Here is a 24,750-nt window from a genome sequence, read left to right on the forward strand (position 1 = left end):
TGTTCCAGTTTATGCCACCAAACTGGTCCAACTATTCAATCGGTTAGGAACATTTCCTTTCATTGGATTAAAAATGTATTTATCATCGGACTCGGTGGCGAAAGTATCGTTCTATCAGAAGATAATTTAGAAATGAAAAAAAATATTTCTAAATCCTTTACGGTACTTTTAAATCAATTGCAAAATGACCAAAACAAAATCAATACAAAAAAGACAACCATTGAATATATTAAAAACTTGACTGATTCTATATTGCCCTATTCAGGTCAAACAACGTTTATTTTACCTAATGAATTGAGTAATTTTTATACGATTGAAAAATTAAATAATAATAATTGGGGCGGAATGTATTTCCCAGACAGAATTTCATTTACTCCGGCCGGAAATATTGCAACAATTGAATTATTTAGCAAATTAAAACTTTACGAAAAATTCAAGTGCATCGCAAAGCCTTTACATACAGGCGAAATAGTAGGTCTTCCAGGAATTATTATTTATTTTATTGCAAGTATGATAGGTTGCAGTTTACCGATTACAGGTTTTATTATTTGGTGGAAAAAGAAAAAATATTAATACACTTATTCGTTCTAATATTTTTTATTAAAATATTATTTGAATCAAAATAAATAAAATAGTTCTTATAAACTGATTTTTGTGTCTTATTTTAAAAACAATAAAAGATCAATAACCTGTAATATAGATGAAATCATTTGGTAGAAAATCACACATCTCACTTGGTAGGTTCATTGATTTTAAATAAATATCAGCCTTTATGCAACTTGGGTTAAAAAGTAAATAGTAGAAACCATAACGAATATTTATAAAAAAAACGCCAGAAGTTATCTGGCGTTTTACATATTCTTGAATTGATTTATTATTGATTCACGGCTATCGAAAAAGCTTGGCGATGAGCTTTGTCGTAATAGCTACCTAGGTTTTGCCAATCGAAGTGTTCGGATGCGCTTTCAACACGGTTACGTTGCGTAATACGATCTCTTCTGGATAGGTGAACAAAGTGATACATTTGATCTGCTAATTGTTGTGCAGCATCATTATAGCTTTTGTGGAATCGGTTTGTAACATATATTCCTTTGTTTTCATTGTTGGGAATGTTATTTAGAACGTAATCTCCAAAACCTGATAAATCGGATGTTACAGCAGGTACGCCTGAAGCCATACACTCTAGAGGTGTGTATCCCCATGGTTCGTAATAACTTGGAAATACCCCTAAGTGACAGCCTCGAACGAATTGTCCGTATTCCATACCAAACAAGGGATTGGTACTTGCAATAAAATCTGGATGATACACAACTTTTACTTTATCGTATTCATTGTTAACCATATTTGCATTACGGATGAAGTTTAAGATTTCATCTTGATTGTCGTACACTAAATTATGTGTTACTACTTTTGGTAATTCTTTCGATTTCCATGAAAGTAACGTTCTTCTTAAACGTAATTTCCAATACTCATCTACAAAAGAATTCATATCGGGTAGTTTTAAATCTTTACTTGAAGCAGCTGCTTCAAATAATTTTTCTCCGATATTTTTAACTATCGCATTACAATTGTTTCGCACCTCTTCCATAACTGCTCTAGACTGCAGTACTTGTGGATTTATGGTGTGATACGGTTGTTTGGTAATAAAAAACATGACAACGGTTGTGTCCGTATTTTCTTCTTTCAATCTCCAGTTTAATCGGGCTAAGGCTTCTAAAGTGATATCAAAGCCTTTGTTTTTATATTCGTATCTGCCAGAAGTGAAGAAGTATAATGTTTTATCTAAATCGAAGGTATAACTCTGGAAGAAATGTCCGATTACAAATTCATGTATTTGTTCTTTGTGCTCTTTGTGTAAATTTTGAAACTCGTGTAAGGCAGTAAATCGCTCAATATTCAATCCGTTTGGAAGTACCATGTCTGGTGCTCTTCCTAATAAGGATTCACACTCGCGTGCGGTTACTTCACTTACGGTGGTAAATACATTTGCACCATGAGCGGCAGCACGTTCAATTTTTACGGCTGCTTCAATATTGAAATTAATTGCTTCTTTATTCCAATCGTAATACGGTAAATTATCATAAAACTCGGGATCGTTCATGGCAAGATAACGCCCCAACATGGTTGCATGGGTTGTAAATACAATGGATGTCTTTACATGTTCTTTGCGCATTTCAGGAATTGCTGTACCTGTCATCCATTCATGGAAATGGGTTACACATGGTAATTCCCCTTTTACGATATCTAATTGTTGATGAAATACTTTCGTTAAATATCCAAAAGCAATTACTTGATTTAGTAAGTCGTCTCCTTCAGGGCTAGATATTCCATGGTTTTCCCACAGACTGTATTTGATTTCGCCTAGTCTGTAGAAGGCAGAAAAATGATTGATCAATACCACTTTCGGTCTACCGGATACCAACCAATGCCCAAAATGTACTTCGTAACCCAAGTCGCGCATTCTTAATACAGCTTGTCCGAATACATCGCTGTAATCGTCTATGGGTTCGAATTCTGCAATTGCTTTGTTTGCAAAATACGGTCCAACCAAGCAATATCTATCTCCCCACACTTCCGTCATGGTAGGTACTTTGGAACGAATAACGGTGTATATACCACCTACCTGATTACAAACTTCCCAGGCAACTTCGGTTAATAGACATTCAGAATAATTAGCATTCATTTAGATATGGTATTAAAAGTCAATATTATGTTGTATGAATAATCGATTTGTTTCAATTTCAAGAGCTACTAAATTACCAAGACCTTCTCTTTTTCCTTTAAATACGCAGCCATTGTCAAGGCAAATTACATATTGTTTTGATGCATTTAAAATCTGTTCTTGGATTTCTTCTAGTGAAGTTGGCGTGTGTCCATGCATTAAAACTCTACCGTTCGTTAAAGCTGATGTAACTTCAAATTCACGAATCCACATCATAGCGTTATAATCTTTGAACGGGAAAGGTGCAAAATTGTTTAAGCCTGCGTGCACAAAGATATGTTGCTCTGTTTGATGGTAATACGTGGTGTTTAGAATGAAATCTTTAAAATGAAATGGAATGGTGTCCGAATTTTTAAGTCCATAGGATACCAATACTTCTTCTCCTCCTGCTCGTACCCACTGCGTATGTGCTTGCATAGATGTTTGTGCATCTATAAACATCTGCTCGTGATTGCCTCTCAGAAAGACCGTATTTCGGTATGTATTGTTGATTTGAATTAAATAATTGATAACAGATTTGCTGTCGGGACCGCGATCTATATAGTCACCTAAAAAAATGAGTTGATCTTCTGGTAATGGTTTTAATTGATCTTCAATTAATGCTTTGAGGCTTTTAAAACACCCATGAATATCTGCTATGACGAATGTTCTTTTCAATCGTATGGTGATGTGAATCAATTTGTATGTTTATCAATATAGCTTTATTTGTGGGATATAAAAAATGCTAATTTGTCCCAACTAGGATTTATGAGATATAAGGAAACACAAGTCATGCTAACCTTATTATATTCATTGAAATAGGTTTATTATAAAGCCTTATAAATAATAGTGGATGTTTTTTAACCTCACATACTGTCCCATTGGAGGAGGTGACGTAACTATTAAAAAAATTAATGAAAAATGCCATCCAAGGATGGCATTTTGAAGGATTATTATGGATTATTGTAAGTCACTTACAATAGTTTCTGTGGTTGCTCAAAAGATACAAACACGGGTCGTTTCTATGATTATTAAATTATTTTTTAATTGCATCTAAAATCACCTTATTCATAGGCTTAATACTTGAACCAAAGTAATTTAGTAATTCTCCATTTTCACTGATTAAATACTTACAGAAATTCCAGCTTGGGGTTTCTTTATTCCATCCGTTTAATTCAGGGCTTGTTAGCCATGTATATAAAGGATGTTGCTCTTTACCCTTAACATGTACTTTCTCAAACATTTGGAAGGTTACACCATAATTTTTTGTACAAAACGTAGCAATCTCTGCTTGCGTTCCTGGTTCTTGTCCGCCGAAATCATTGCATGGGAAACCTAAAATAATAAGTGAATCTCCATGCGCAATGTTCAATTCTTGTAGTTCTTCGTATTGCGGCGTGTACCCACATTTTGAAGCGGTATTTACAATTAAGAGTTTCTTTCCTTTTAAGGAGTTCAAATCAAATGGTTTACCATCTATTGTGTTTACTTTAATATCGTACATAGACGTCTTTGGTTTTGCTGTTAAACTGTTTTCAGGTCTGTTTTTAATGTCATTGTTTATTCCCAAACAAGAAGTTAAAAACATGAGTATTGAATACGGAAATGCCATAATAAATAGATTTTTTAAGTTTGAATGAGTCATAGATTTACATTTTTTCAGGTACTTCTATACCTAGTAACAACATACCATCTTTAATTGTTTTCGCAACAGCTTTACAAAATGCAATTCTAAACGATTTCTTGATTTCATCCGTTTCTTGAAAGATAGAAACCTCTACATAAAATCTGTTGAACTCTTTTGCTACTTCAAAGATGTAATTTGCAATGGTAGATGGAGAATACTCTGCACCAGCTTCGCGAATCTTTGTAGGGAATCTGCTTAATAATTCAAGAACTGAAATCTCAAATGGATTTAAGGTTTCAATGGTTTCACCTTTAGGTAAGTCAGAGGTAATTCCTAATTCTGCCGCTTTGCGCAATATCGCAGATATACGTGCATAGGTATATTGTATGGATGGACCTGTATGACCTTGAAAATCGATGGATTCTTCGGGGTTGAACATCATACGTTTTTTTGGATCCACTTTTAATAAGTAATATTTAAGTGCTCCTAAACCAATTGTATGATAGAGTTTTTGTGCTTGCTCGCCTGTAAAGCCATCCGTTTTGCCTTGCTCTAATGTACGAAGCTTGGCCGTTTCAACCATTTCGCTTACCAAATCATCTGCATCTACTACTGTGCCTTCACGCGATTTCATTTTACCACTTGGCAAATCAACCATGCCATACGACATGTGATACAAACCATCTGCATACGGCTTGTTTAATTTTTTCAGAATTTGAGCCAGTACTACAAAGTGATAATCTTGCTCATTCCCTACTACATATACAGAACGTTTACAACCGAAATCTTTAAATTTCAATTCAGCCGTACCTAAGTCTTGGGTAATATATACCGATGTGCCGTCCGAACGCAATACCAGTTTTTGATCCAATCCTTCGGCTGTTAAATCGATCCAAACAGAACCATCTTCGCGTTTGTTAAAGACACCCATTTGCAATCCTTCTTCAACAATATCTTTCCCTAATAAATAGGTATTTGATTCATAATAAAAATGATCAAACGATACACCTATATTTTTATACGATTCATTGAATCCTTCATATACCCATGCATTCATGGTCTCCCATAATTGGTATACTTCTTTATCTCCTTGCTCCCATTTTAACAGCATTGCTTGCGCTTCTTTTAAAATAGGTGCATCTTTTTTCGCTTGTTCCTCTGCTATACCTGAAGCTACAAGAGATTCAATTTCTTTTTTTAATTCTTTATCAAAAGCAACATAATACTTACCAACCAAATGGTCGCCTTTCATACCCGCACTTTGAGGTGTTTCCCCTGAGCCGAATTTTTGATACGCAAGCATAGATTTGCAAATATGAATTCCTCGGTCATTCACCAAATTGGCTTTAACAACATCGAAACCATTTGCTTTAAGAATTTGACTAATGGAATAGCCTAAAAAATTATTGCGTAAATGCCCTAAATGCAGTGGCTTATTGGTATTGGGAGAAGAATATTCCACCATTACTTTTTCGCCTTTGCCATCTGTTACTTGAGCAAAATCTTCTCGCAGGAAATTTGTATATAATTGATCTACCCACAGCGAATCTTTAAACACAATGTTTAAAAAACCTTTCACAACATTTACCGATGCTATGATATTGGGTATGTCTGTTTTGCAAAATTCACCTATGCGTGCTCCAATTTGCTCTGGACTTAGTTTTGCTTGTTTGATATATGGAAAAACAACAAACGTTAAAGAACCTTCAAAATCTTTTCGGGTTGGCTCAAGTAAGATGCTTTCGGGTGCTACTATTATTGAAAATTCTTTCTCTAGGCCTTTTGCTATTGATTCTTTTAATAAGAACTCCGGATTCATAAACGTGTATTAAATTGTATTGAGATACAAAGATGCATCATTTTTATTTAAATATACCCACTATACTGAATTAGTACCTTGGCGGATATGTATTGAAACTTCCTTAAAATCAATGTGTCATAGAAAAAGCAATTTAATAATGTATAATTTTCGAAGAGATTCAGCGGTTTCAATGGTAGAGTTTTTATATTTATATAATATTGCTCACACTTCTAATTATTATAGGTATTAATGGATAAATATTTCGACCTGATTGATCAAACATTTTACTTCCCTACAGAGGAATTTAAATTGATTGATAATGAATTACATTTCAATGGAGTTCCTTTAATGGATGTCATCAATAAATTTGGTACTCCTTTAAAATTAAGTTATTTACCTAAAATAAGTTCTCAGATTCAGAAGGCGAAACAACTTTTCAATTTAGCCATTACTGAAAATAACTATCAAGGGAATTATACCTATTGTTATTGTACAAAATCTTCCCATTTTAGTTTTGTCTTAGAAGAAGCGTTGAAAAACGATATTCATATTGAAACCTCTTCTGCTTACGATATTCCGATTGTTCGTATATTATTTGAAAAGAATAAAATAACAAAACAAACGAACATTATTTGCAATGGCTACAAGCGCCATGAATACACAGATTATATCTGTGATTTAGTAAATGAAGGTTTTAATTGCACGCCTGTATTAGACAATTTAACTGAAATAGACGCCTACGAAAAAGGGATTACAAGTCCTGTTCATTTAGGGATACGATTAGCAACAGATGAAGAACCGAAATTTGAATTTTATTCTTCTCGTTTGGGGATCCGATACAGTGATGTGTTTGATTTAATTAAAAATAAAATTGATCCCAATCCAAATTTTAAATTAAAAATGCTTCATTTTTTCATTAATACTGGTATTAAAGATACCACGTATTATTGGAGTGAATTGAGTCGTTTCGTTCACATGTATTGTGCGGTTAAAAAAGTTCATCCAGATTTAGATAGTATTGATATTGGTGGTGGCTGGCCGATTAAAACGTCTGTTCACTTTGAGTACGATTACAAATACATGTCCGATCAAATCATTAAAACAATCAAACGCATTTGTGAAGAACAAGATGTGGCTACCCCACACATATTTACAGAGTTTGGTAGTTTCACGGTTGGTGAAAGTGGTGCAGCTATTTATTCTGTATTAGGAAGTAAACTACAAAACGATAAAGAAGAATGGTATATGATAGATAGCTCATTCATTACTACCCTTCCAGATGTTTGGGGCTTAAATCAGAAATATTTATTACTAGCAGTGAACGGATGGAATAAGCCCTATAAGAAAGTTAAATTAGGCGGTATTACATGTGATAGTATGGACTATTACAATTCAGAAGCGCATCAAAATTTATTGTTTATGCCAGAGTTGGATGAAAAGCATCCGCAATACATTGGCTTCTTTCATACGGGCGCATATCAAGAGTCTTTAGGTGGTTATGGTGGTATTCAACACTGCTTAGTACCAGCACCGAAGCATATTTTAATTAACAAAGACGAAGCTGGTAAATTTACCTATGAATTGTTTGCTCCTGAGCAGACGAAAGAAAGCATGTTGAAGATATTGGGATATAAATAAAAAGCCGAAGGCTTAAGGCCTAAAGCTTAATGCCGTAGCGCGCATAATAGAAAATGGCATATCATAAAAAAGATCGTTCTGCAAATTAGCGGAACGATCTTTTTAAGCTTTAGACTTTAAGCCTTCCGCATTAAGCTTTTTTCAAAATCAACTCCGCTGCTTCAAACAACGAATCCACTTTATATTTTGCACTTGTTTCAGTATTGGGATGCTCTTCAATTAAAATTGTTGGTATCGATAATTTGTTTGCGGGAACAATGTCGCGCTCTCTATCTCCTACCATCCAGGATTGAGCGATGTCAATATCATATTTAGCAATTGCCTTTTCAAATAATAAGGAATCTGGTTTCCGTGTTAAGGATTCTGTTGTCGATTGGTGATAGGGAGAATAAAAATATTCGTCTATCAAATTTCCAGATTCTTGATCAAAATAATCGTGGCATTTATAGACATCTTCGTGCTTGTAAATCCCTTTCGCTATACCCGATTGATTCGTTATTACAATCAATAAATATCCAGCTTCTTTTAGTTTTTTTAACGCAGGTATTACACCGTCTATTATTTGAAACGCTTCAACTTTATAGGTATAATTTACATTATCGACATTGATTACTCCATCTCGATCCAAAAACACGCATTTATTTTTCATTATTTTGTACTTTTTTCAAAAATACTGAAGAATAACTAATAATTTTAGAGATATTCAAGATAATATGATTGTAATTATTGGAGCCGGCATATCCGGATTAACGTTGGCATACGAATTAGAGAAGGCAAAAAAACCATATATGCTTATAGAATCATCCTCTAGAACAGGTGGTTATATACATTCTGTTCAGATGAATGCGTATACATTAGAGGTTGGACCGAACTCTGTATTGATCGATTCTGCCTTTCAAGAATTCTTAGATGAATTAAATCTTTCTTCAAAAGTAGAACAAGCTGCTGCCATCAATAAAAATAGATTTGTTTACAAGAACAACCAAATCCAAAAGATTCCTTCAAATCCGATCTCTTTATTGTTTTCATCTTTCTTTTCTTTTGAAGCAAAAAAATCCATATTCAAAGAAATAACAAATAAAACTAAAACGGTAGAAAACGAAAGTGTGCATGATTTTTTCACGCGACGTTTTTCACAATCGTTTACCAATTATACGATTGATCCATTTGCAACAGGAATTTATGCGGGTGACATCCATCAATTATTAATTGAAGAAACCTTCCCTAGTTTGGTTGCTTATGAAAGGGAATTCGGAAGCATTATTAAAGGTGTATTCAAAAAAGGTTTTGGTGCACGTAGAAAGACAGCGAGTCTAAAAGGTGGATTACAAACGCTTACCAATACACTCGCTGAAAAAATATACTCTATTAAATACAATACTCAAGTTGTATCTGTAAAACCTGCAGGTTCTGGTGTTGAAGTAGTTATTCAAGAGAATGCAAACGAAAATGAAACGATCTTGGCAAGCGATGTCGTCTTTTGTTGCCCTGCGTTTAAAGCCTCAGCAATTTTATCTAATTCCTTCCCTATAGTGTCAGATAAATTAATGCAGGTAAATTATGCGCCTATAAAAGCGGTATTTGCTGCGTTTAAACGTAAGGACGTAACAAATCCAATGAATGGTTTTGGTTGTTTGTATCCATCTGTGGAATCTTCTTTTTTAGCAGGCTGCATTTGGAACAGCAGTATTTTTAAGAATCGTTGTCCGGAGGACGAAGTATTAACTACTTCATTTATAGGAGGCATCAATCATCCAGAATATACGAAGCTATCGGATGAAGAAATTATTAGTCGTGCTATTGCACAATTGAAAAACGATCTACGAATTACTGGAGAACCTTCGTTTGTTCATGTAGCTGGTTGGGGAAAAGCGATTCCTCAATATGATATACATTTAAAAAATGTTCGAAACGATTTAACCGAATTAAGCAAGAAGCATATTTTCTTTCAATCGAATTGGACGAAGTCGATTTCTTTGGGAGAATGTGTACAGGGTGCACGTAAACTAGCTGGAGAATTGATTAAATGACCTGTTTAAGGATATTATTGAAAAAATACAACAGCGCTTTATCTGTCTTGTTAAAAACAATCCGTAACTTTGAGCATGAGTAAAAACCTCGTAATAGTACCTACCTATAATGAAATAGAAAACATTGGTTTGTTGATAGACAAAGTAATGTCTCTTTCAATTCCATTTGATGTATTGGTAGTTGAAGACAATTCTCCCGATGGTACTGCAGAACTCGTAAAGACTTTTGCAGTAAAATATCCGGAGCGTATTTTTATGATTCAACGACAAGGCAAACTTGGTTTGGGTACTGCTTACATAGCAGGTTTTACCTATGGTATTCAACATTTATATGATTACATCTATGAAATGGATGCAGATTTTTCTCATAATCCAGAAGATTTAATTCGTTTACATGATGCCTGCGAAAATGATGGTGCAGATGTGGCTATCGGAAGTCGATACGTGCATGGTGTAACTGTAATCAACTGGCCAATCGGAAGAGTACTCATGTCCTACTTTGCTACTAAATATGTACAATTGATTACAGGTATGCCAGTAGAAGATGCGACAGCAGGATTTAAATGTTATCGTAGAAACGTTCTTGAAACGATACCCTACAACAAAGTAAAATTTGTTGGTTATGCATTTCAAATACAGATGAAGTTTTTGTGTTGGAAGTATGGTTTTATTTTAAAGGAAGTGCCTATTATTTTTATGGATCGTACGCGAGGTACTTCAAAAATGTCAATGAATATTTTTAAAGAAGCTATATTTGGCGTGCTTTTAATGAAATTTAAAAGTTTGTTTCAAACCTATCATCCCAAAGAGAATTAATTTTTTATTCAATCTATGTTTTCCAGAATTGCGTTATTAGAAGAAAAACAATTGGTTGGAATCTCTACACAGTTGTCTTTTTCAATGAATACGACTGCTGAATTATGGAAAAGCTTCATACCAAAAGTAAAGAATGAATTTATAACAGCATCTCCTGATTTGTATTCGGTGGAGGTATATCCGGATGGCAACTTTTTCAACTCGTTTGATCCACAAAAAATGTACACTAAATGGGCAACAATTGAAGTTTTTAGTTTAAAAAAGAAGGTTGAAGATATCGAATCTCTTTTAATACCAAAAGGTATATATGCTATTTTTATTCATACAGGCTTGGCTTCAGAAGGTTTTAAGACATACGAATATATCTTTAATACGTGGCTTCCTTCCTCAATCTATGTATTAGATAATAGGCCGCATTTTGCTGTTATGAGTGATCGATATTCGAATAGTCGTGCGGATTCAGAAGAAGAAATTTGGATACCGATAACAAAGCCAAATGCTTGAGAAACGAGACGTATGGTTAGTGGTAAAGGACAATCAAGTCTATTAGATAAATCTGCGATCTAATTAAATTTGATAGCTTTTACTGGACTTACTCTAGATATAAAGCGTACAGGTAAAATGAGAATTAAGATAAAAATGAATACTGCACCAATATTTACTGCTGCAATTGCAAACCAAGGGAATGCGATGGGAACGGAATTCATGAAATAATTTTCAGCATCTAAGGGAACTATCCCCGTGTAATATTGAAGGGCGCACAAACCTAGTGCTACAATATTTCCACTAAGCATACCAATTAGTATTATTCGAAAGCCATTCCATAAAAATATCCTACTTATTTTTTTATTCGTTGTTCCAAATGCTTTCAACAAGCCAATCATCGGTGTACGTTCCATAACCATAACAATAATCGTAGCAATGATTACAAAAGAAGAAACACCCATAATCAATACTAAAAATATGGATACGTTGCGATTTAATAAATTTAGCCAATCAAAAATTTGCAAATACTTATCTGTAATCAATTGAATTTGCATATCGTAATCCATGCGTTGATATACTTGATTTGCCGTAGAATCTAATTGATTGAAATCTTTAACATACATTTCTAATCCGCCTATTTCTGCGGGTGACCAAGCACTTAAGGTTCGATTTAATTTAATATCGCCGATAATAAATACTTCATCCAATTCTTCCAAACCGGTTTGGTAAATTCCAGAAATGGACACTTTGCGAAAACGTGGCGGATTCTGTACGAAATACAATAAAAGACTATCTCCTACTTTAAGGGTTAATTTGCGAGCGATCTTATCACTAACGACAATTTGTTTGGAATAGGTACTGTCATTAAATGTTATGAAGGAACCTTCAATGATATTTTCCTTAAACCTGTTTAAGTCAAAATCCGGACCTACACCTTTGAGAATTACGCCTTGAATTTCGGTGGAAGATTTTAATAAGCATGGTTTATGCGAAACACCTTGAACATGCTCAATATTGGCAATTGCTTTTATGGAATCTAAAACGGTTGAATCGATAACAAATGGACTTTCCTCATACGATTTATCGATGTCGTATTTGGTTAAATGAATATGCGCACCAAAACTAAATATCTTTTGTCTGATTTTTGTTTTAAATCCATCTAAGATGCACAAAGACGTAATAGACAATAAAAAGCCTAAAAAAATGATGATGACAGCAATCCTATGAACCAAGGATGAAAATGATTGTCGATCATTTTTTTGTATTCTAGACGATATAAAGTAATAAAGATTCAAATTTTGTTAATTTTGAATAATGTTAACCGTTTCAAATATACAGATTTCTATGCGTATTAAAGGATTCTTATTGGGTATAATTATTTGTTCGCCCTTATATCTTATTTTTTCATGCTCTTCGACTGCTCCTTCTAATGATAAGCAAGCTATTAATATTCCAGTTGATTCTAGAAATGAAGTTATTGAAAAACAAGTACTAAAAGTAGGTGCGGATCAATTGGAGAAATATCTCCCCTTATTAAAAAATAAAAAAGTGGGTTTGGTTGTGAATCATACAGCCATGGTGAATCAAATACATTTAGTAGATACGCTCATGTCGCTCGGTATAAATGTTAAAAAAATTTATGCCCCAGAACATGGCTTTAGAGGAACTGCAGATGCTGGAGAACATGTTGCATCTTATACAGATAAAAAAACAGGTATTGCGGTAGTATCCTTATATGGAAGCAATAAAAAACCAAGTCCAGAACAACTAGCGGATGTAGATATTGTTATTTATGATATTCAAGATATTGGCGCGCGTTTCTTTACTTATATTTCAACTATGTATTTATTGATGGAAAGTTGTGCTGAAAACAACAAACCTTTACTTATACTAGACCGACCAAATCCCAATGGAGATTATATTGATGGACCTGTATTAAACATGCAATTAAAATCATTTATTGGAATGCTTCCTGTGCCAATTGTACATGGGCTTACTGTTGGAGAATTGGCTCAGATGATTAATGGTGAATACTGGTTAAAGGATAGTTTACAATGTACCTTTACTGTTATTCCCGTTGCTAATTACACACACAATACAGAATATGATTTGCCCGTAAAACCATCACCGAACATGCCCAACATGCAGGCGATTCGTTTATATCCTTCATTGGCATTGTTTGAAGGTACAAATGTAAGTGTTGGTCGTGGCACCTATTTCCCTTTTCAAGTAATTGGTTCTCCTTTTACGACAGACACGAGCTATTCATTTACGCCTATTAGTATAGATGGTATGTCTAAAGACCCCATGCATTTAAATAAAAAGTGTTTTGGATTTGATTTGAAAAATCTGCAAACTAAAAAGGAAGTGGATTTAAGTTATGTTATTCAGATGTACCAATTATCTTCGGATAAATTAGGTTACTTTGGGAAAAATAATTTCTTTGATAAATTGGCAGGCACTACTGAATTGAAAAAACAAATCATTGCACATACATCAATAGCTGATATAAAAAAAACGTGGCAGAAAGATTTGTTGATGTATAAAAAAATGCGAAAAAAATATTTACTCTATCCCGATTTTGAATAAGAAAATCAGTGGTTAGTGGTCAGTATTCACACAATCTGCAGCAATTTATATTTGACCACTAAGTATCAACTGATTTCGACCCAGGAAAAAACGTTCCATCTGACAACTGTTCACTGACTACAAAATATTTGACCACTGACCACTATTAATAAATGAAATTACGAATCATATACATGGGTACTCCCGACTTTGCTGTACCAAGTTTAGAGTTATTAATTAACTCTGGATTTGATGTTGCTGCAGTTGTTACAGCACCCGACAAGCCATCTGGTAGAGGACTTAAACTTACATACTCTGCAGTTAAAGAAGCTGCATTAAAACACAACATACCGGTATTACAACCAGAAAAATTAAAAGATCAAACGTTTATTACTGAATTAGAATCATATCAAGCGAACTTATTCATAGTAGTTGCTTTCAGAATGTTGCCAGAAGTAATTTGGCAAATGCCATCTATTGGAACGTTCAATTTACATGGATCCTTATTACCCAAATATCAAGGTGCTGCACCTATTAACTGGGCAATTATGAATGGAGATACAGAAACAGGCTGTACTACTTTTTTCCTAAAACACGCTATTGATACGGGGGATGTATTGTTGCAACGTAAAATCCCAATCGAGCCTACTGATACGTTTGAAATAGTTTACAATAATTTAAAAGCTATTGGTGCTGATTTGGTTTTAGATACCGTTCGGTTAATTGAATCTGAAAAATACTCAACGCACCCACAAATTGGCGAGGTGTTACATGCACCAAAAATCTTTAAAGAAACCGGATTAATTGATTGGAATAAATCCTGTGTACATATCAATAATTTAGTTAGAGGATTAAATCCTTTTCCTTCTGCTTGGTTTGTATATAATGAGAAAACATATAAAGTATTTAAAGCAATACCAGAATTTGAAACATTACAAGTACCTTTTGGTACTGTAAAATCAGATGGTAAAACATGTATCAAAGTAGCCTGTTCTGATGGATGGCTGAACTTAATTGAAATCCAAGCAGAAGGTAAAAAGCGAATGTCTATTCAAGACTTTTTAAAAGGAAATAAGATATGATAAAATCTATTATTGTAGCACAATCTCAAAACAATGTTATTGGTATAAATAATTCATTGCCGTGGAATTTACCAGCCGATTTAAAGCATTTTAAAGAGATTACAATGGGGCATCATATGATTATGGGTAGAAAAACATATGAGTCTATCGGTAAGCCCTTACCTGGCCGAACAAGTATTGTAATTACTCGTAATAAAGAATTATCTTATCCGGGCTGTATTATGGCTCATTCCTTAGACGCTGCGTTTGCAATTGCTAAAAAAAATAATGAAACAGAGGCATTTGTTATAGGTGGTACTGAATTGATTAAGCAATCCATTAATGCCTGCGATAGGTTATATTTAACAACAATACATCATGATTTTGAAGGGGATACTTTTTTAGAGAATCTTTCTACTACATGGAAAATAAAGGAAGAACGTACATTTCAACCGGATGAAAAAAACAGGTATTCGTATTCTTTTTATACGTATATAAAGTAATTGATAAGATAAATTTAAGAGGGATAAATAATTATATTACTCTTAAATTTTATTTTAAAATATATAATTTACCCCAGTCGTGTTTAAATGCTTTGTCGCCTGCATTTTCTCGATGTTCAAAAAACTGGCTATCGTCTTTAATAATCACTCGATACAAATATACTCCGTTTGCTAATCGATCGCCAAATTCATCTGTTCCATCCCAAGCGTAATCTGAAATATTGTTTCCAATGTGAATGGGCCCTAACTGTTCCTTAAATATTTCTTTTACAATCTTTCCAGAAATGGTCATAATTTGAATTTTCAATTTATCAGGAACATTTGTTCCACTTAATGTAAATACAAATCTACAACTCGTTGAAAATGGATTTGGATATGGATAGAAATAAGAGATCGTGGGTTTATTTTCAACGGTAAATGAAATGCGGTATAAATTACTACCAGATTTATTACCCGAAGCATCTTTACCTTGTACAATGATGGTGTATGTTCCATCTGCTAGTCCCTTGGGCTGGAGCTCTGCAACGAATGTATTTGTTCTCGTATTTTCTAAACTCCAGCTTTTTACCATTGGATTACTTGACGTAATTTCCACTGGAGTAGAATTTCCAGGGTATTGTAAAAAAACTTGTATGCTTGAAGGATCTGACATGAGTAAATATTTGTTATTATCTCTAAGAGAAATATTAATCACGGGACTCGCAGATACCAAATCGCCATCAAATATTCGTACGCCATCAAATGCTACTTCCAGCACTGGCTGTGTCTTATCCGCTTCAATAGTGAAGCTACATTCTAAAATATTATTTGAATAGTATTGTTCGGGTTGGAATTGCGGATTTACATAAGCTTGAATATAATTCTTTCCTCCTAGTCCTTTTGTAGAAAATTTATATGTAAATGTTAATTGCTTACCTGCTGATAGTGTTGAATATTCTACTGTATCAATTTTTAAATTTCCAGATTCATTTCGAATGGTGTATATAACCTTAATGGGTTTTGTAAAATCAAGGTTTGAAATATTATCAAATTGATAGGTGTATTTTATAGTATCTCCTTCTGATCGAGTTTGTGGTTTGTACTTATCAATACCAATTGCATATGGATTAATAGTACCTTCAGGTACACCGTTATATATAATTTGCCATTTTTTTATTATCGGTGGTGTTAATGTTGCTTTATCTTCTACTTCTAAAAATAATTTACAATACAAGTGGACACCATCTATCAAATACGTACCATTCAAATCTAATGAATCTGTTTTAGGCATTGTAATCGTATCTATAGCGATACTACTTAAGTTATATCGGATCATTTTTAACTGTACTTGATCATTTAAAAATGTATCAACTGCAAAATACATCTTCCCCCATTTTGTGGAAGGCCCAATCAAACCAGTCATCAGTGATCCACTATCGTAGAAACTTGTCAAGGTGGTATCTATACTAACATAAGAACCTACAGCACTACTCAGGTTTACTTTTTCAGAAATAGGCGTAGTTGAATTTCTTTTTGTTATTAATAAAAAAGCCTGTTGACTGTTTGTTAAATTTGATATGTTTTCAGCATGCAAGGAATCTCTTATATATGTTTGTAAATTTGCAGGCCAATTTTGTTTATAACTGTAGCCATTATTAAATATAACTAAAACATCATTTTTATTTGTATTTTGAATTGCTTTTATAAAACCATCTGCGTCTCTTCCATACAACCAAGGTACTGTTGGGCTTGTATTTATATTTGTTGGGTATGTTATTTCCTGAACAAATCTGGTATCAAAATTTTGTCCACAATAATACCAGCCTTCATTATTTGGTTCATATCGTATAGGAATTAAGGACGAACGATTTAAAATAAATAAAAATAAGCCACCGTTGCTCACACAATTATAATAAATTGATTGTTGCAAAATGGGCAAATTATTAATGCTTAATAACGTATTGTCTTTATCACTACCAAATACAATACCACCTGGTGCTTTCACCTTTAAATCTGCTGATGTTAAGGGGAACAACCATTTTTTATTTGTTCGATTATAGGCCAAGCCGACTAAATAATTTTCTAAGAATTGATCTACTTTTGTTTGTGACCAACCCGGGTTACTATTTTTTATGTAAATAAAGGATGCGTAATCCCAAATAGTATCTTCTTGGGCTTGTATTGTTTTAAAGCGCACACGCCAAAAATATACAATACTATCTGAAGGGGTAGTATTCGAAATAAGTTGTGGTGACCATGTTGGTAAGGAACCGCTTGTAACAACTGCAACTTGTTTAAAGGGACTATTAAAAGACTTAACGGTATCAATTTCAAAATAATAATCCGTTGCATTTATTAATAAATTAGTTGGTTGTGCAATCAATGATAGTGGTTGGTTCGAAACAACACTATAGTTTAATGGATACAAACATTTTACAGAACTTAATGGCATGAAATAATTTATTACTGCTAAATTATTCCCTTTACGAATTTCTTTCAATGAATCTAAAGGGTCAACACGAATTTCAAATCTGTTTTCTCCCGCATAAGTACCATCTGAATTTGATATTTGAATATATGCCGTGTCTAAATAAAATATTGGTGCAAGGGATAATTGATATTTTTTTATGAAAACATTATTAACATATCTGCTTATAATAATATCAACCGTTTTAGTTGGTGTACTTCCATAATTATCAATAGGGATTATTATTTTAAACGGGTCTTTTGCAGTTACGTTTAAACCATTTAGAGATGTTAAGACACAATTCCTATCTGCAAATTGATTATCTCCATAAATTGCATAATCAGGCTTGCTGGGGCTATACAATCTAATTGCAGGATCACCAGTTAAATTCATTTGTGAACATTGTGCTTGAGATACAACATCAAAGGGAGAATTTACAGATGTAACAGAATCTATAACTTTGCGCATAAGAAACCCTACTGATTTATTCCTATATCGCTCATCGTTGAATTGGAATTGATAAAATGTTTTTGAATATTGATTTAAGTTATTAGAGTATCCAATATCTGTATGTCCAAGTACATTGATAGCGCCTAAGTTTGGTGTATTTATCCAATCCTCTGCAAAAGAATAGGTCGAAAAAATATCTGCGGAAGTACAACCATTTACAAGAAGCATTGGGTATTTGTTTGTATTTTTATAACCATAAATCGGATTGGATACAAATCCGATATCTACATCATTAATTTCTGCAGATGAGTGACCAAAAAATGTCATTAAAGAAACCCCTTTATTTACTTCTTCAGCTACGTTTGTTATGAGTTGATTGTCAATCGAACCATTTTGTAAATCTTTAACAAAACTTTTTACAACCTTTCCGCCGAAGTACGGTGCTTCTGCATATGCTTTGTATGTATCAACGAATGATTTATAATATGCTACTTCAGATGCTGTTTTACCACCACTTAAATGTATTATATTCTTTCTCCATAATAACGTTGAATCTAAGGACTCATGTGACCGAACCTTTTCTAAATACCCGTTTACTTCATCATTTGACCTAGCAGGTATTCTGCCAGTATAAAGTTGAGCAACATAATTCTGATCTACACTAAACATTAAATCAGAGCCAGGCACCCCAAAGGTTGGTACTAAATTAGCAAACTTACTTTTGTAATCTGGACTATTCCAAAATATGGAAGGATTTAGACGATAATAAAATAAACCTGAATTAGGAAAAAATTGAATCTCAGAAGCTATTGTACCTTTACCTATAATTAAAAGATATTTATCATCTGAATTTTGTTGTATAAGCTCATCGGATAAACGTTTAATAGCAAGTGGTGTAAATTCTCCGTAACTATATATGTTACACAATTTTTCAAAAGAATATTTACCTACATCGTAATTCCCACCATTTAAAGAAACTCTATATTGCTTGTAATTTTCAGCAGCGGATTCAAATAGTTCAGGATAAATAATAAAATAATTATCCGTTAAAATAGGCAATACTAAATCGACTGATTTTATATTATTTATTGTTTTGTATACATCATTTAAGATGAATATTTTTCTTATATCAGAGCTTGCTATAAAATTACAGGTATTGCTACTATACGTAAAATCAATATATGTTTGGTTGTATAAATCAGTTGTATTTAATATTAGTTTTGGTTTGTTTGAACAATTCGTAATGGAGACCAACCGATTTTGATTCGCGGCAGGTGATGCATTTATCTTTAAATTTTGTGTGCTATTAGAATTATATAATCGTGGATACCGAACATTTACAAATGCTGGAGCTATATAATCCGCATTGGGTCCAGGTATTTTAAAATAACAAGTTAGAATAGGCTTTCCAATTAAATAGGTATTAGGAATTGTTATTTTAATCGTTTGAAATTCAGTATTACTAAATGTAGGAAATGGAAAAATATAATCGGGATTATTGGGATCTGCACCAATTTGAAATAATACTTGATGGGTTGAATTATCATAAACCCCTACAACCTGTGCTTCAATTTGTATTTGTTCTGTAGGTATTAGATATGCATTTGTAATTGGAATATCAATTTTTCGAGTACCATTGGTTGCCATACGTGTACCAAACCACCCTTCTCCTCTATCGTAAGAAGCTTTTTTTGTATTTATAGCATAGATAGGGCCTAAATAATATTGTTCAGAGAAAACATTAATTGATTCTTGATAATACCAGCTGTCTGTTACATTCGTTGTTGGCTTCGCATTTAATGTTATTCTTAATCCTGGCTGTGTTCCAATTGTTAAAAAATATGCACAGGTGTCTGAAAGGATATTGAAATATTTATTCGCTTGGAAATTTAAAGGATATAACAATGAATCCATTGTTCCATCGTTTTTTTTTCCATAAAAAAACAAACTGTCATTATTTAGTAATAGTGCTTGTTCCTTACCTCTAAACCATAATTGCATGTTTGTTAAATCATTCGTATTCAATCCGGATGTTTGCAATTGCGTATAGGGTATTGCATATACACCTTCTTCAAATGTTTTTAACTTAAAGTAGGATTGACCTGGTACAATCCATTCTGAGCCAGAATCTGCATTAGAAGACAAAGACAGTATTAATAGAATACTTAAAAAAAGTGTACGCGTTATGACTTTTAATAAAGACATAACTTATTTTATTTTATCAAATGAAAATTTCAATGAAAACACATTTGAATATAAGGATTCTGAAAAATCTCCTAAATCTGTTAGCGCATAGTCTATCGTGAATTTACTAATCTTAACCCCTAAACCAAAGTTAGGCTGAACCGATGTTTTAGAATTTCCATCAAATGTTTTAATACTTTGTACGTTACCCATACCAAATCTAAGAAATACAATTTTCAAATAGTCTAATTCAATTCCCAATGCGGGGTCAATAGAAAATACATTCGTTTTTATTACCGTATTTCTTTTACCATCAAACGTAATTATTAGGTCGGAGGCTGCTAATAATCCGATTTTTTTTGTGATTTTAAAATTTCGTGCTACTCCTGGAATTAAACGTGGTAGAGTAACTTCTATGGAGTTTTTAGGTAATTCATTATTTGTTTGAGCATATACCTCTTTTAATAAGGCTGTATTATATGACCATGCATTAAACGTTCCTGTTACATCCCGCGCTACTAAACCCAAGTTCCATTTACCTGCTTTATATTGAGCACCAATATCAAAACCAAATCCCCATGCTGTAGCGAATGAACCAACTGTTCTATTAATAATTTTTAAATTAACTCCGAAATTTAACCCCTTTATTATATTGCTTTTTCGAGCATAGGATACTAAAAATGCATAATCGGAGGCCGAAAAGAACTTAATATTATTGTAATTAATTTGTCCATTTGCATTTCCATCTCCATCAAATAAATACCGAGTATCTGGTATATCATCAATACCAAATCTAATAATGGATGCTGCAATGACACTTTGTGAATCAAGACGTGTGGCAAAACCCACATAATCATATTTTGCTATACCTGCAAAATATTCCGCATGCATCAATCCAACATCATATTTGGTTGTAAGACGTTGCAAGCCTGCTGGATTCCAATATGCAGAAGTTACATCATTTACAGCTGCTACTTGTACATTTGACATACCAAACGCACGTGCTCCAATACCAATAGCTAGAAATTCATTACTATATTTTGGCGTGTATAATTGAGCAAATACCGAAAGATTTAAAAATACAAAAATGACAAGAACGATACTTTTTTTTATGCTTAACATACACCCTAAACGTCTTTATACGTCGTATATTTTGTTTATTTATACGATATTACGAAAAAAGTAAACATTCGACTATTTTTTTTACATTTATAGCATTATTTATTTAACCATTTACCTAAAATGAGAAGAATATCTTTAATTATCTCGACAAGCATACTTGCTGCTTTTATCATTTCTTGTTCAGAGCACAAATCTGAAGTTATCATTGAAAATCCATCTGAAATACAAAATATTGAACCCGATGTTCTTGTTCAGATTCAAACATTAAACGATTCAGTACATTTAAGCTGGGTTGCTTTAGTTCAATTAGACAGTCAAAAATTTGCCAATATTAAACGTCTAGTTGAAGAGGTATCTTATTGTAAAAAATACAATGAAAAAGAAGTTCAAAAAGCCTTAAAATTAAATAATGAGGCTATTGCATTGATGTATACACAAGCAAACTTATCAGACTCCATAATAACCTTGTATGACAATAAAACAGATGAAGTAATTCGCGTTGTACGAAATTTAAAAAGTAATACGGAAGAAATTACCCAACATCCATTAGCAGACCAGCTGGAAAATGAAATCATGGAAGCAGATGCATTATTAGTCAATTTTAGAAATAAGTATGATCAAATTGCAAGTGAATACAATGGCTTCCTAGATAAAAATAAGGAAGCGATTGTATCCAAAGATTCTGAAAAAAAGTATATTAAGAAACAATTATTTTCAGTAGTATTATAAATTCAAATTTGACAATTCAGATTTAACAAAATCCATTAATTCTTTAATGTATTCTTTACTAAAATCAAATTTAATCCCGGCAGCTTTATACACTTCCGGGATTGATTTTTTATATCCTTGTGCTAATGCGTTTTTGTATAACGCATACCCTTTTTGAGGATCCTTTTTATAATTTCTCCAAACAGCTATGGCTCCCAATTGTGCCATTCCATATTCGATATAATAGAAAGGAACTTCAAATAAATGTAACTGCTTTTGCCACGCATTCTCTCTGTATTTTTCTAATCCAGACCAATCGGTTGTTGTACCCGAAAACGGATAAAACGATTCTTTCCACATTGTCTCGCGCTCAGCCAATGTGTGATCTGGTTTTTCGTATATTTTATGTTGAAATAAGTCAATCGTAGCAACCCATGGCAATGTTTGTAAAACGCTTTCCAAATGTTCTCTTTTAGCACGGGCCAAATCCTTTTCATTCTCAAAGAAAATATCCCAATGCTCCATAGACATCAATTCCATAGACATTGAAGCGAGTTCCGCAACTTCAGAAGTTGGATGCTTAAAAACATTTAATTCTAAATCGGCTGTTAAAAAAGAATGCAAGGCATGCCCTCCTTCGTGAACCATCGTTACTAAATCTCTCAAAGATTGAGTCGCATTCATAAAAATGAATGGAACGCCTGATTCATCTAAGGGATAGTTGTATCCACCAGGTGCTTTTCCTTTGCGAGACATTAAATCTAAATGCCCCATTTTTTTCATCGTGGCTATACATTCAGCTGTATATGCATCTAATTTAGAAAAACATTGAATTGTTTTTTCAGTTAAATCATCTGCATCTTTAAAGGGTTTTAAGGGTGTATCTCCAAAATAATTTACAGATAAATCCCAAGGTTTTAATGCATCTAGTTTAAGTGCTTTTTTGCGTTCTTGTGATAGGGAATTTAATATAGGAACAACCTCCCCTTTTATTGCTTCGTGAAATGAAAAGCAATCTTCTGGACTGTAATCAAAGCGGCCCATTGCGACGAACATATAATCTCTAAAATTTTCAAAGCCTGCATTTTTTGAAACAGTATTTCTTAATCCAATTAATGTCGTATATAGGTTGTCTAATGTTGTTTTTTCTTGATATCTCCTATCCTGAATGGCTTTCCAAACAACTGCTCTTTTATCACGATCTGTCTGTAGCAAATAATCTGCAGCTTGTTGCATGGTAATTTCTTTATCATCAACAACGATCGTCATAGCAGCTGATATTGTACCGAACTCATGAGCTGTTTGTTCAATTTCAGAATTAAGTTCTATATTTTCTTCTCTATAGAGTGCTTTATCCTTTTCAAGTAATTTTATTACAATGTCGAATCCTTCGGTATCTTTTAAATCCTTTAAAAATGGGTCTTCTAGCGCTTTTGTATCTAATTGGTTGGAATATGGAGCCATTGCAGGCTGTAATTCAGAGACGAAGAAATTGAAATTATTTTTTATTTCTTCATTCGTTGTGTCGCAGGTCATTTTAATATATCTCCATCCCAAATCTTCTGAAATAGCTGATTCGAATTCACTTCTATTTAAATACCAGGTATATAATTCTTTCGAAGATGAAATGTTTCGCGAAAGCAATTCATCAAAGTAAGGTTTCAATGAATCCCAGGTTGTTACTTTAAAATCTGCTGGCAAATAGGTTCTTTTCATAATTATAGATTTAATATTTTTTTATTTAACTCGCCACGATGAACGGTTAAATTTAAATTGAATTCACCCAATAAATTGGATAGTAATGAAGGCTATATTATTGCTTTTACACATCTTAGAACACCGTTCATTTGTGTTAGTTAATGGATTTTAAATTTAATCAATTTCAATTATTGTACCTGCTGAAGTCGGTCTCCCTACGCAGGTTAATACATATCCATTTTTTACTTCTTTTTCTGACAAGCCATCTTGATCTTTCATTTCTACAGAACCCGACAAACATTTACCCATACATGCAGTACATAATCCACTCATGCATGAATACGGTAAATCAATATCTTCTGCAAGTGCGCTTTGTAAAATAGTTTTACCAGGTTTTACTGAAAATTTGTACTCGCTACCTTGGTACATAACCGTAACTTCATTGATGTCATTTGAATGAACGGGTACACTAACAAAAACAGAATCTGTTTCATTCGTTGTAACAAAACTTTCTTTATGAATGTTGGTTGACACGACGTTAAGAATTTCTAAGCCCTTCTTAACTTCATCAATCATGCCATCAGGTCCACATAAAAAATAATTCGCCTCTTTCGCTTTTAACTCAGGAAGGCTTTCTATTATTTTTATAAAGGAACTTTGACTTAATCTTCCTTTTGTTAATGCACTATCATGTGGTTGACTATACGTATAAACCACTGTAAAATTTGGATATTTCGCTTGTAATTCCTTTAATTGATTTTTAAAAATCACAGCATCTTCATTCCTATTCGAATAGATAAGTACGATTTGTTTATATGTAGCAGTTGTTAAAGCAGATTTAATCATGCTGATTAATGGCGTAATGCCACTACCAGTAACAATAAAATCAAGTGAGCCTGAAATTGACTTAT

General features: G+C 33.2%; 19 protein-coding genes. 9 read left to right on the forward strand and 10 right to left on the reverse strand.

What is annotated here, in order from left to right:
* Window positions 1-573 (forward strand): PepSY domain-containing protein (locus Q0543_RS09905; protein WP_299252072.1); only part of this gene is annotated, 573 nt, incomplete at its 5' end.
* Between the two features lie 301 nt (window positions 574-874).
* Here the strand turns inward: Q0543_RS09905 and Q0543_RS09910 are convergent.
* From Q0543_RS09910 to argS, 4 genes are all read right to left on the reverse strand, one after another.
* Entirely contained in the window at window positions 875-2,683 is a 1,809-nt protein-coding gene (locus Q0543_RS09910; RefSeq protein WP_299252075.1) for a glycosyltransferase, read from the reverse strand.
* Window positions 2,684-2,695: 12 nt separating this feature from the next.
* Window positions 2,696-3,379 carry a metallophosphoesterase family protein gene (locus tag Q0543_RS09915; RefSeq protein WP_299252078.1) on the reverse strand — a complete coding sequence of 228 codons (684 nt, stop codon included), beginning with the start codon at window positions 3,377-3,379 and terminating at the stop codon, window positions 2,696-2,698.
* A 358-nt stretch (window positions 3,380-3,737) separates the two neighbouring features.
* Complete coding sequence (locus Q0543_RS09920) at window positions 3,738-4,346, reverse strand: glutathione peroxidase (protein WP_299252081.1); 609 nt, start codon at window positions 4,344-4,346, stop codon at window positions 3,738-3,740.
* 4 nt (window positions 4,347-4,350) lie between these two features.
* Window positions 4,351-6,147, reverse strand: coding sequence for an arginine--tRNA ligase (gene argS / locus Q0543_RS09925; RefSeq protein ID WP_299252084.1), 1,797 nt, complete (start codon window positions 6,145-6,147; stop codon window positions 4,351-4,353).
* Between the two features lie 231 nt (window positions 6,148-6,378).
* On the opposite strand from argS, the gene Q0543_RS09930 reads away from it, so the two are divergent.
* A complete protein-coding gene (locus Q0543_RS09930) occupies window positions 6,379-7,767 on the forward strand; it encodes an arginine decarboxylase (RefSeq protein WP_299252086.1) in 1,389 nt (462 codons plus the stop codon).
* Window positions 7,768-7,897: 130 nt separating this feature from the next.
* On the opposite strand, the gene Q0543_RS09935 is transcribed toward Q0543_RS09930, so the two are convergent.
* The gene (locus Q0543_RS09935) at window positions 7,898-8,416 is read right to left on the reverse strand and encodes an HAD-IIIA family hydrolase (protein WP_299252089.1); all 519 of its coding nucleotides are present in this window, start codon (window positions 8,414-8,416) and stop codon (window positions 7,898-7,900) included.
* Window positions 8,417-8,480: 64 nt separating this feature from the next.
* On the opposite strand from Q0543_RS09935, the gene hemG reads away from it, so the two are divergent.
* The 3 genes from hemG to Q0543_RS09950 all read left to right on the forward strand — a co-directional run bounded on the left by hemG (window position 8,481) and on the right by Q0543_RS09950 (window position 11,117).
* On the forward strand, window positions 8,481-9,797 hold the full coding sequence (hemG, locus tag Q0543_RS09940; RefSeq protein ID WP_299252092.1) for a protoporphyrinogen oxidase: 1,317 nt from the start codon (window positions 8,481-8,483) through the stop codon (window positions 9,795-9,797).
* Between the two features lie 75 nt (window positions 9,798-9,872).
* On the forward strand, window positions 9,873-10,613 hold the full coding sequence (locus Q0543_RS09945; RefSeq protein WP_299252095.1) for a polyprenol monophosphomannose synthase: 741 nt from the start codon (window positions 9,873-9,875) through the stop codon (window positions 10,611-10,613).
* Between the two features lie 15 nt (window positions 10,614-10,628).
* Entirely contained in the window at window positions 10,629-11,117 is a 489-nt protein-coding gene (locus tag Q0543_RS09950) for a GyrI-like domain-containing protein (protein WP_299252098.1), read from the forward strand.
* A gap of 59 nt (window positions 11,118-11,176) precedes the next feature.
* On the opposite strand, the gene Q0543_RS09955 is transcribed toward Q0543_RS09950, so the two are convergent.
* A complete protein-coding gene (locus tag Q0543_RS09955) occupies window positions 11,177-12,331 on the reverse strand; it encodes an FtsX-like permease family protein (RefSeq protein WP_299252101.1) in 1,155 nt (384 codons plus the stop codon).
* Between the two features lie 112 nt (window positions 12,332-12,443).
* Here Q0543_RS09955 and Q0543_RS09960 point away from each other — a divergent pair, with 112 nt between their 5' ends.
* The 3 genes from Q0543_RS09960 (at window position 12,444) to Q0543_RS09970 (ending at window position 15,231) form a co-directional block, all read left to right on the forward strand.
* Window positions 12,444-13,688, forward strand: coding sequence for a DUF1343 domain-containing protein (locus Q0543_RS09960; RefSeq protein WP_299252104.1), 1,245 nt, complete (start codon window positions 12,444-12,446; stop codon window positions 13,686-13,688).
* A gap of 152 nt (window positions 13,689-13,840) precedes the next feature.
* Window positions 13,841-14,749 (forward strand): methionyl-tRNA formyltransferase, encoded by a 909-nt coding sequence (fmt, locus tag Q0543_RS09965; RefSeq protein ID WP_299252107.1) that lies wholly within the window; start codon window positions 13,841-13,843, stop codon window positions 14,747-14,749.
* On the forward strand, window positions 14,746-15,231 hold the full coding sequence (locus Q0543_RS09970) for a dihydrofolate reductase (RefSeq protein ID WP_299252109.1): 486 nt from the start codon (window positions 14,746-14,748) through the stop codon (window positions 15,229-15,231). The genes fmt and Q0543_RS09970 overlap by 4 nt, the downstream gene beginning before the upstream one ends.
* Window positions 15,232-15,280: 49 nt before the next feature.
* On the opposite strand, the gene Q0543_RS09975 is transcribed toward Q0543_RS09970, so the two are convergent.
* Together Q0543_RS09975 and Q0543_RS09980 are read right to left on the reverse strand one after the other, a co-directional pair.
* Window positions 15,281-20,332: a C25 family cysteine peptidase gene (locus tag Q0543_RS09975; protein ID WP_299252112.1), complete on the reverse strand. Its 5,052-nt coding sequence runs from the start codon at window positions 20,330-20,332 to the stop codon at window positions 15,281-15,283.
* A gap of 3 nt (window positions 20,333-20,335) precedes the next feature.
* The gene (locus Q0543_RS09980) at window positions 20,336-21,433 is read right to left on the reverse strand and encodes a PorV/PorQ family protein (protein ID WP_299252114.1); all 1,098 of its coding nucleotides are present in this window, start codon (window positions 21,431-21,433) and stop codon (window positions 20,336-20,338) included.
* Window positions 21,434-21,553: 120 nt separating this feature from the next.
* Here Q0543_RS09980 and Q0543_RS09985 point away from each other — a divergent pair, with 120 nt between their 5' ends.
* Entirely contained in the window at window positions 21,554-22,162 is a 609-nt protein-coding gene (locus Q0543_RS09985) for a hypothetical protein (protein WP_299252117.1), read from the forward strand.
* Here Q0543_RS09985 and Q0543_RS09990 read toward each other — a convergent pair.
* A complete protein-coding gene (locus tag Q0543_RS09990) occupies window positions 22,157-23,857 on the reverse strand; it encodes a M3 family oligoendopeptidase (protein WP_299252120.1) in 1,701 nt (566 codons plus the stop codon). The two genes, Q0543_RS09985 and Q0543_RS09990, sit on opposite strands and share 6 nt — an antisense overlap.
* Window positions 23,858-24,013: 156 nt before the next feature.
* Window positions 24,014-24,750, reverse strand: a 737-nt coding sequence (locus Q0543_RS09995; protein WP_299252123.1) for an iron-sulfur cluster-binding domain-containing protein, incomplete at its 5' end; no start/stop codon positions are given.

This window comes from uncultured Cytophaga sp., assembly GCF_937863595.1.
Lineage (GTDB): Bacteria > Bacteroidota > Bacteroidia > Cytophagales > Cytophagaceae > Cytophaga.

Coding starts and splice junctions, on each gene's coding strand:
- hemG (WP_299252092.1), top strand. CDS start 8,481: ATGATTGTAATTATTGGAGCCGGCATATCCGGATTAACGTTGGCATAC.
- Q0543_RS09935 (WP_299252089.1), bottom strand. CDS start 8,416: ATGAAAAATAAATGCGTGTTTTTGGATCGAGATGGAGTAATCAATGTC.
- Q0543_RS09985 (WP_299252117.1), top strand. CDS start 21,554: ATGAGAAGAATATCTTTAATTATCTCGACAAGCATACTTGCTGCTTTT.
- Q0543_RS09930 (WP_299252086.1), top strand. CDS start 6,379: ATGGATAAATATTTCGACCTGATTGATCAAACATTTTACTTCCCTACA.
- Q0543_RS09990 (WP_299252120.1), bottom strand. CDS start 23,857: ATGAAAAGAACCTATTTGCCAGCAGATTTTAAAGTAACAACCTGGGAT.
- fmt (WP_299252107.1), top strand. CDS start 13,841: ATGAAATTACGAATCATATACATGGGTACTCCCGACTTTGCTGTACCA.
- Q0543_RS09920 (WP_299252081.1), bottom strand. CDS start 4,346: ATGACTCATTCAAACTTAAAAAATCTATTTATTATGGCATTTCCGTAT.
- Q0543_RS09975 (WP_299252112.1), bottom strand. CDS start 20,332: ATGTCTTTATTAAAAGTCATAACGCGTACACTTTTTTTAAGTATTCTA.
- Q0543_RS09910 (WP_299252075.1), bottom strand. CDS start 2,683: ATGAATGCTAATTATTCTGAATGTCTATTAACCGAAGTTGCCTGGGAA.
- argS (WP_299252084.1), bottom strand. CDS start 6,147: ATGAATCCGGAGTTCTTATTAAAAGAATCAATAGCAAAAGGCCTAGAG.
- Q0543_RS09980 (WP_299252114.1), bottom strand. CDS start 21,433: ATGTTAAGCATAAAAAAAAGTATCGTTCTTGTCATTTTTGTATTTTTA.
- Q0543_RS09950 (WP_299252098.1), top strand. CDS start 10,629: ATGTTTTCCAGAATTGCGTTATTAGAAGAAAAACAATTGGTTGGAATC.
- Q0543_RS09960 (WP_299252104.1), top strand. CDS start 12,444: ATGCGTATTAAAGGATTCTTATTGGGTATAATTATTTGTTCGCCCTTA.
- Q0543_RS09970 (WP_299252109.1), top strand. CDS start 14,746: ATGATAAAATCTATTATTGTAGCACAATCTCAAAACAATGTTATTGGT.
- Q0543_RS09945 (WP_299252095.1), top strand. CDS start 9,873: ATGAGTAAAAACCTCGTAATAGTACCTACCTATAATGAAATAGAAAAC.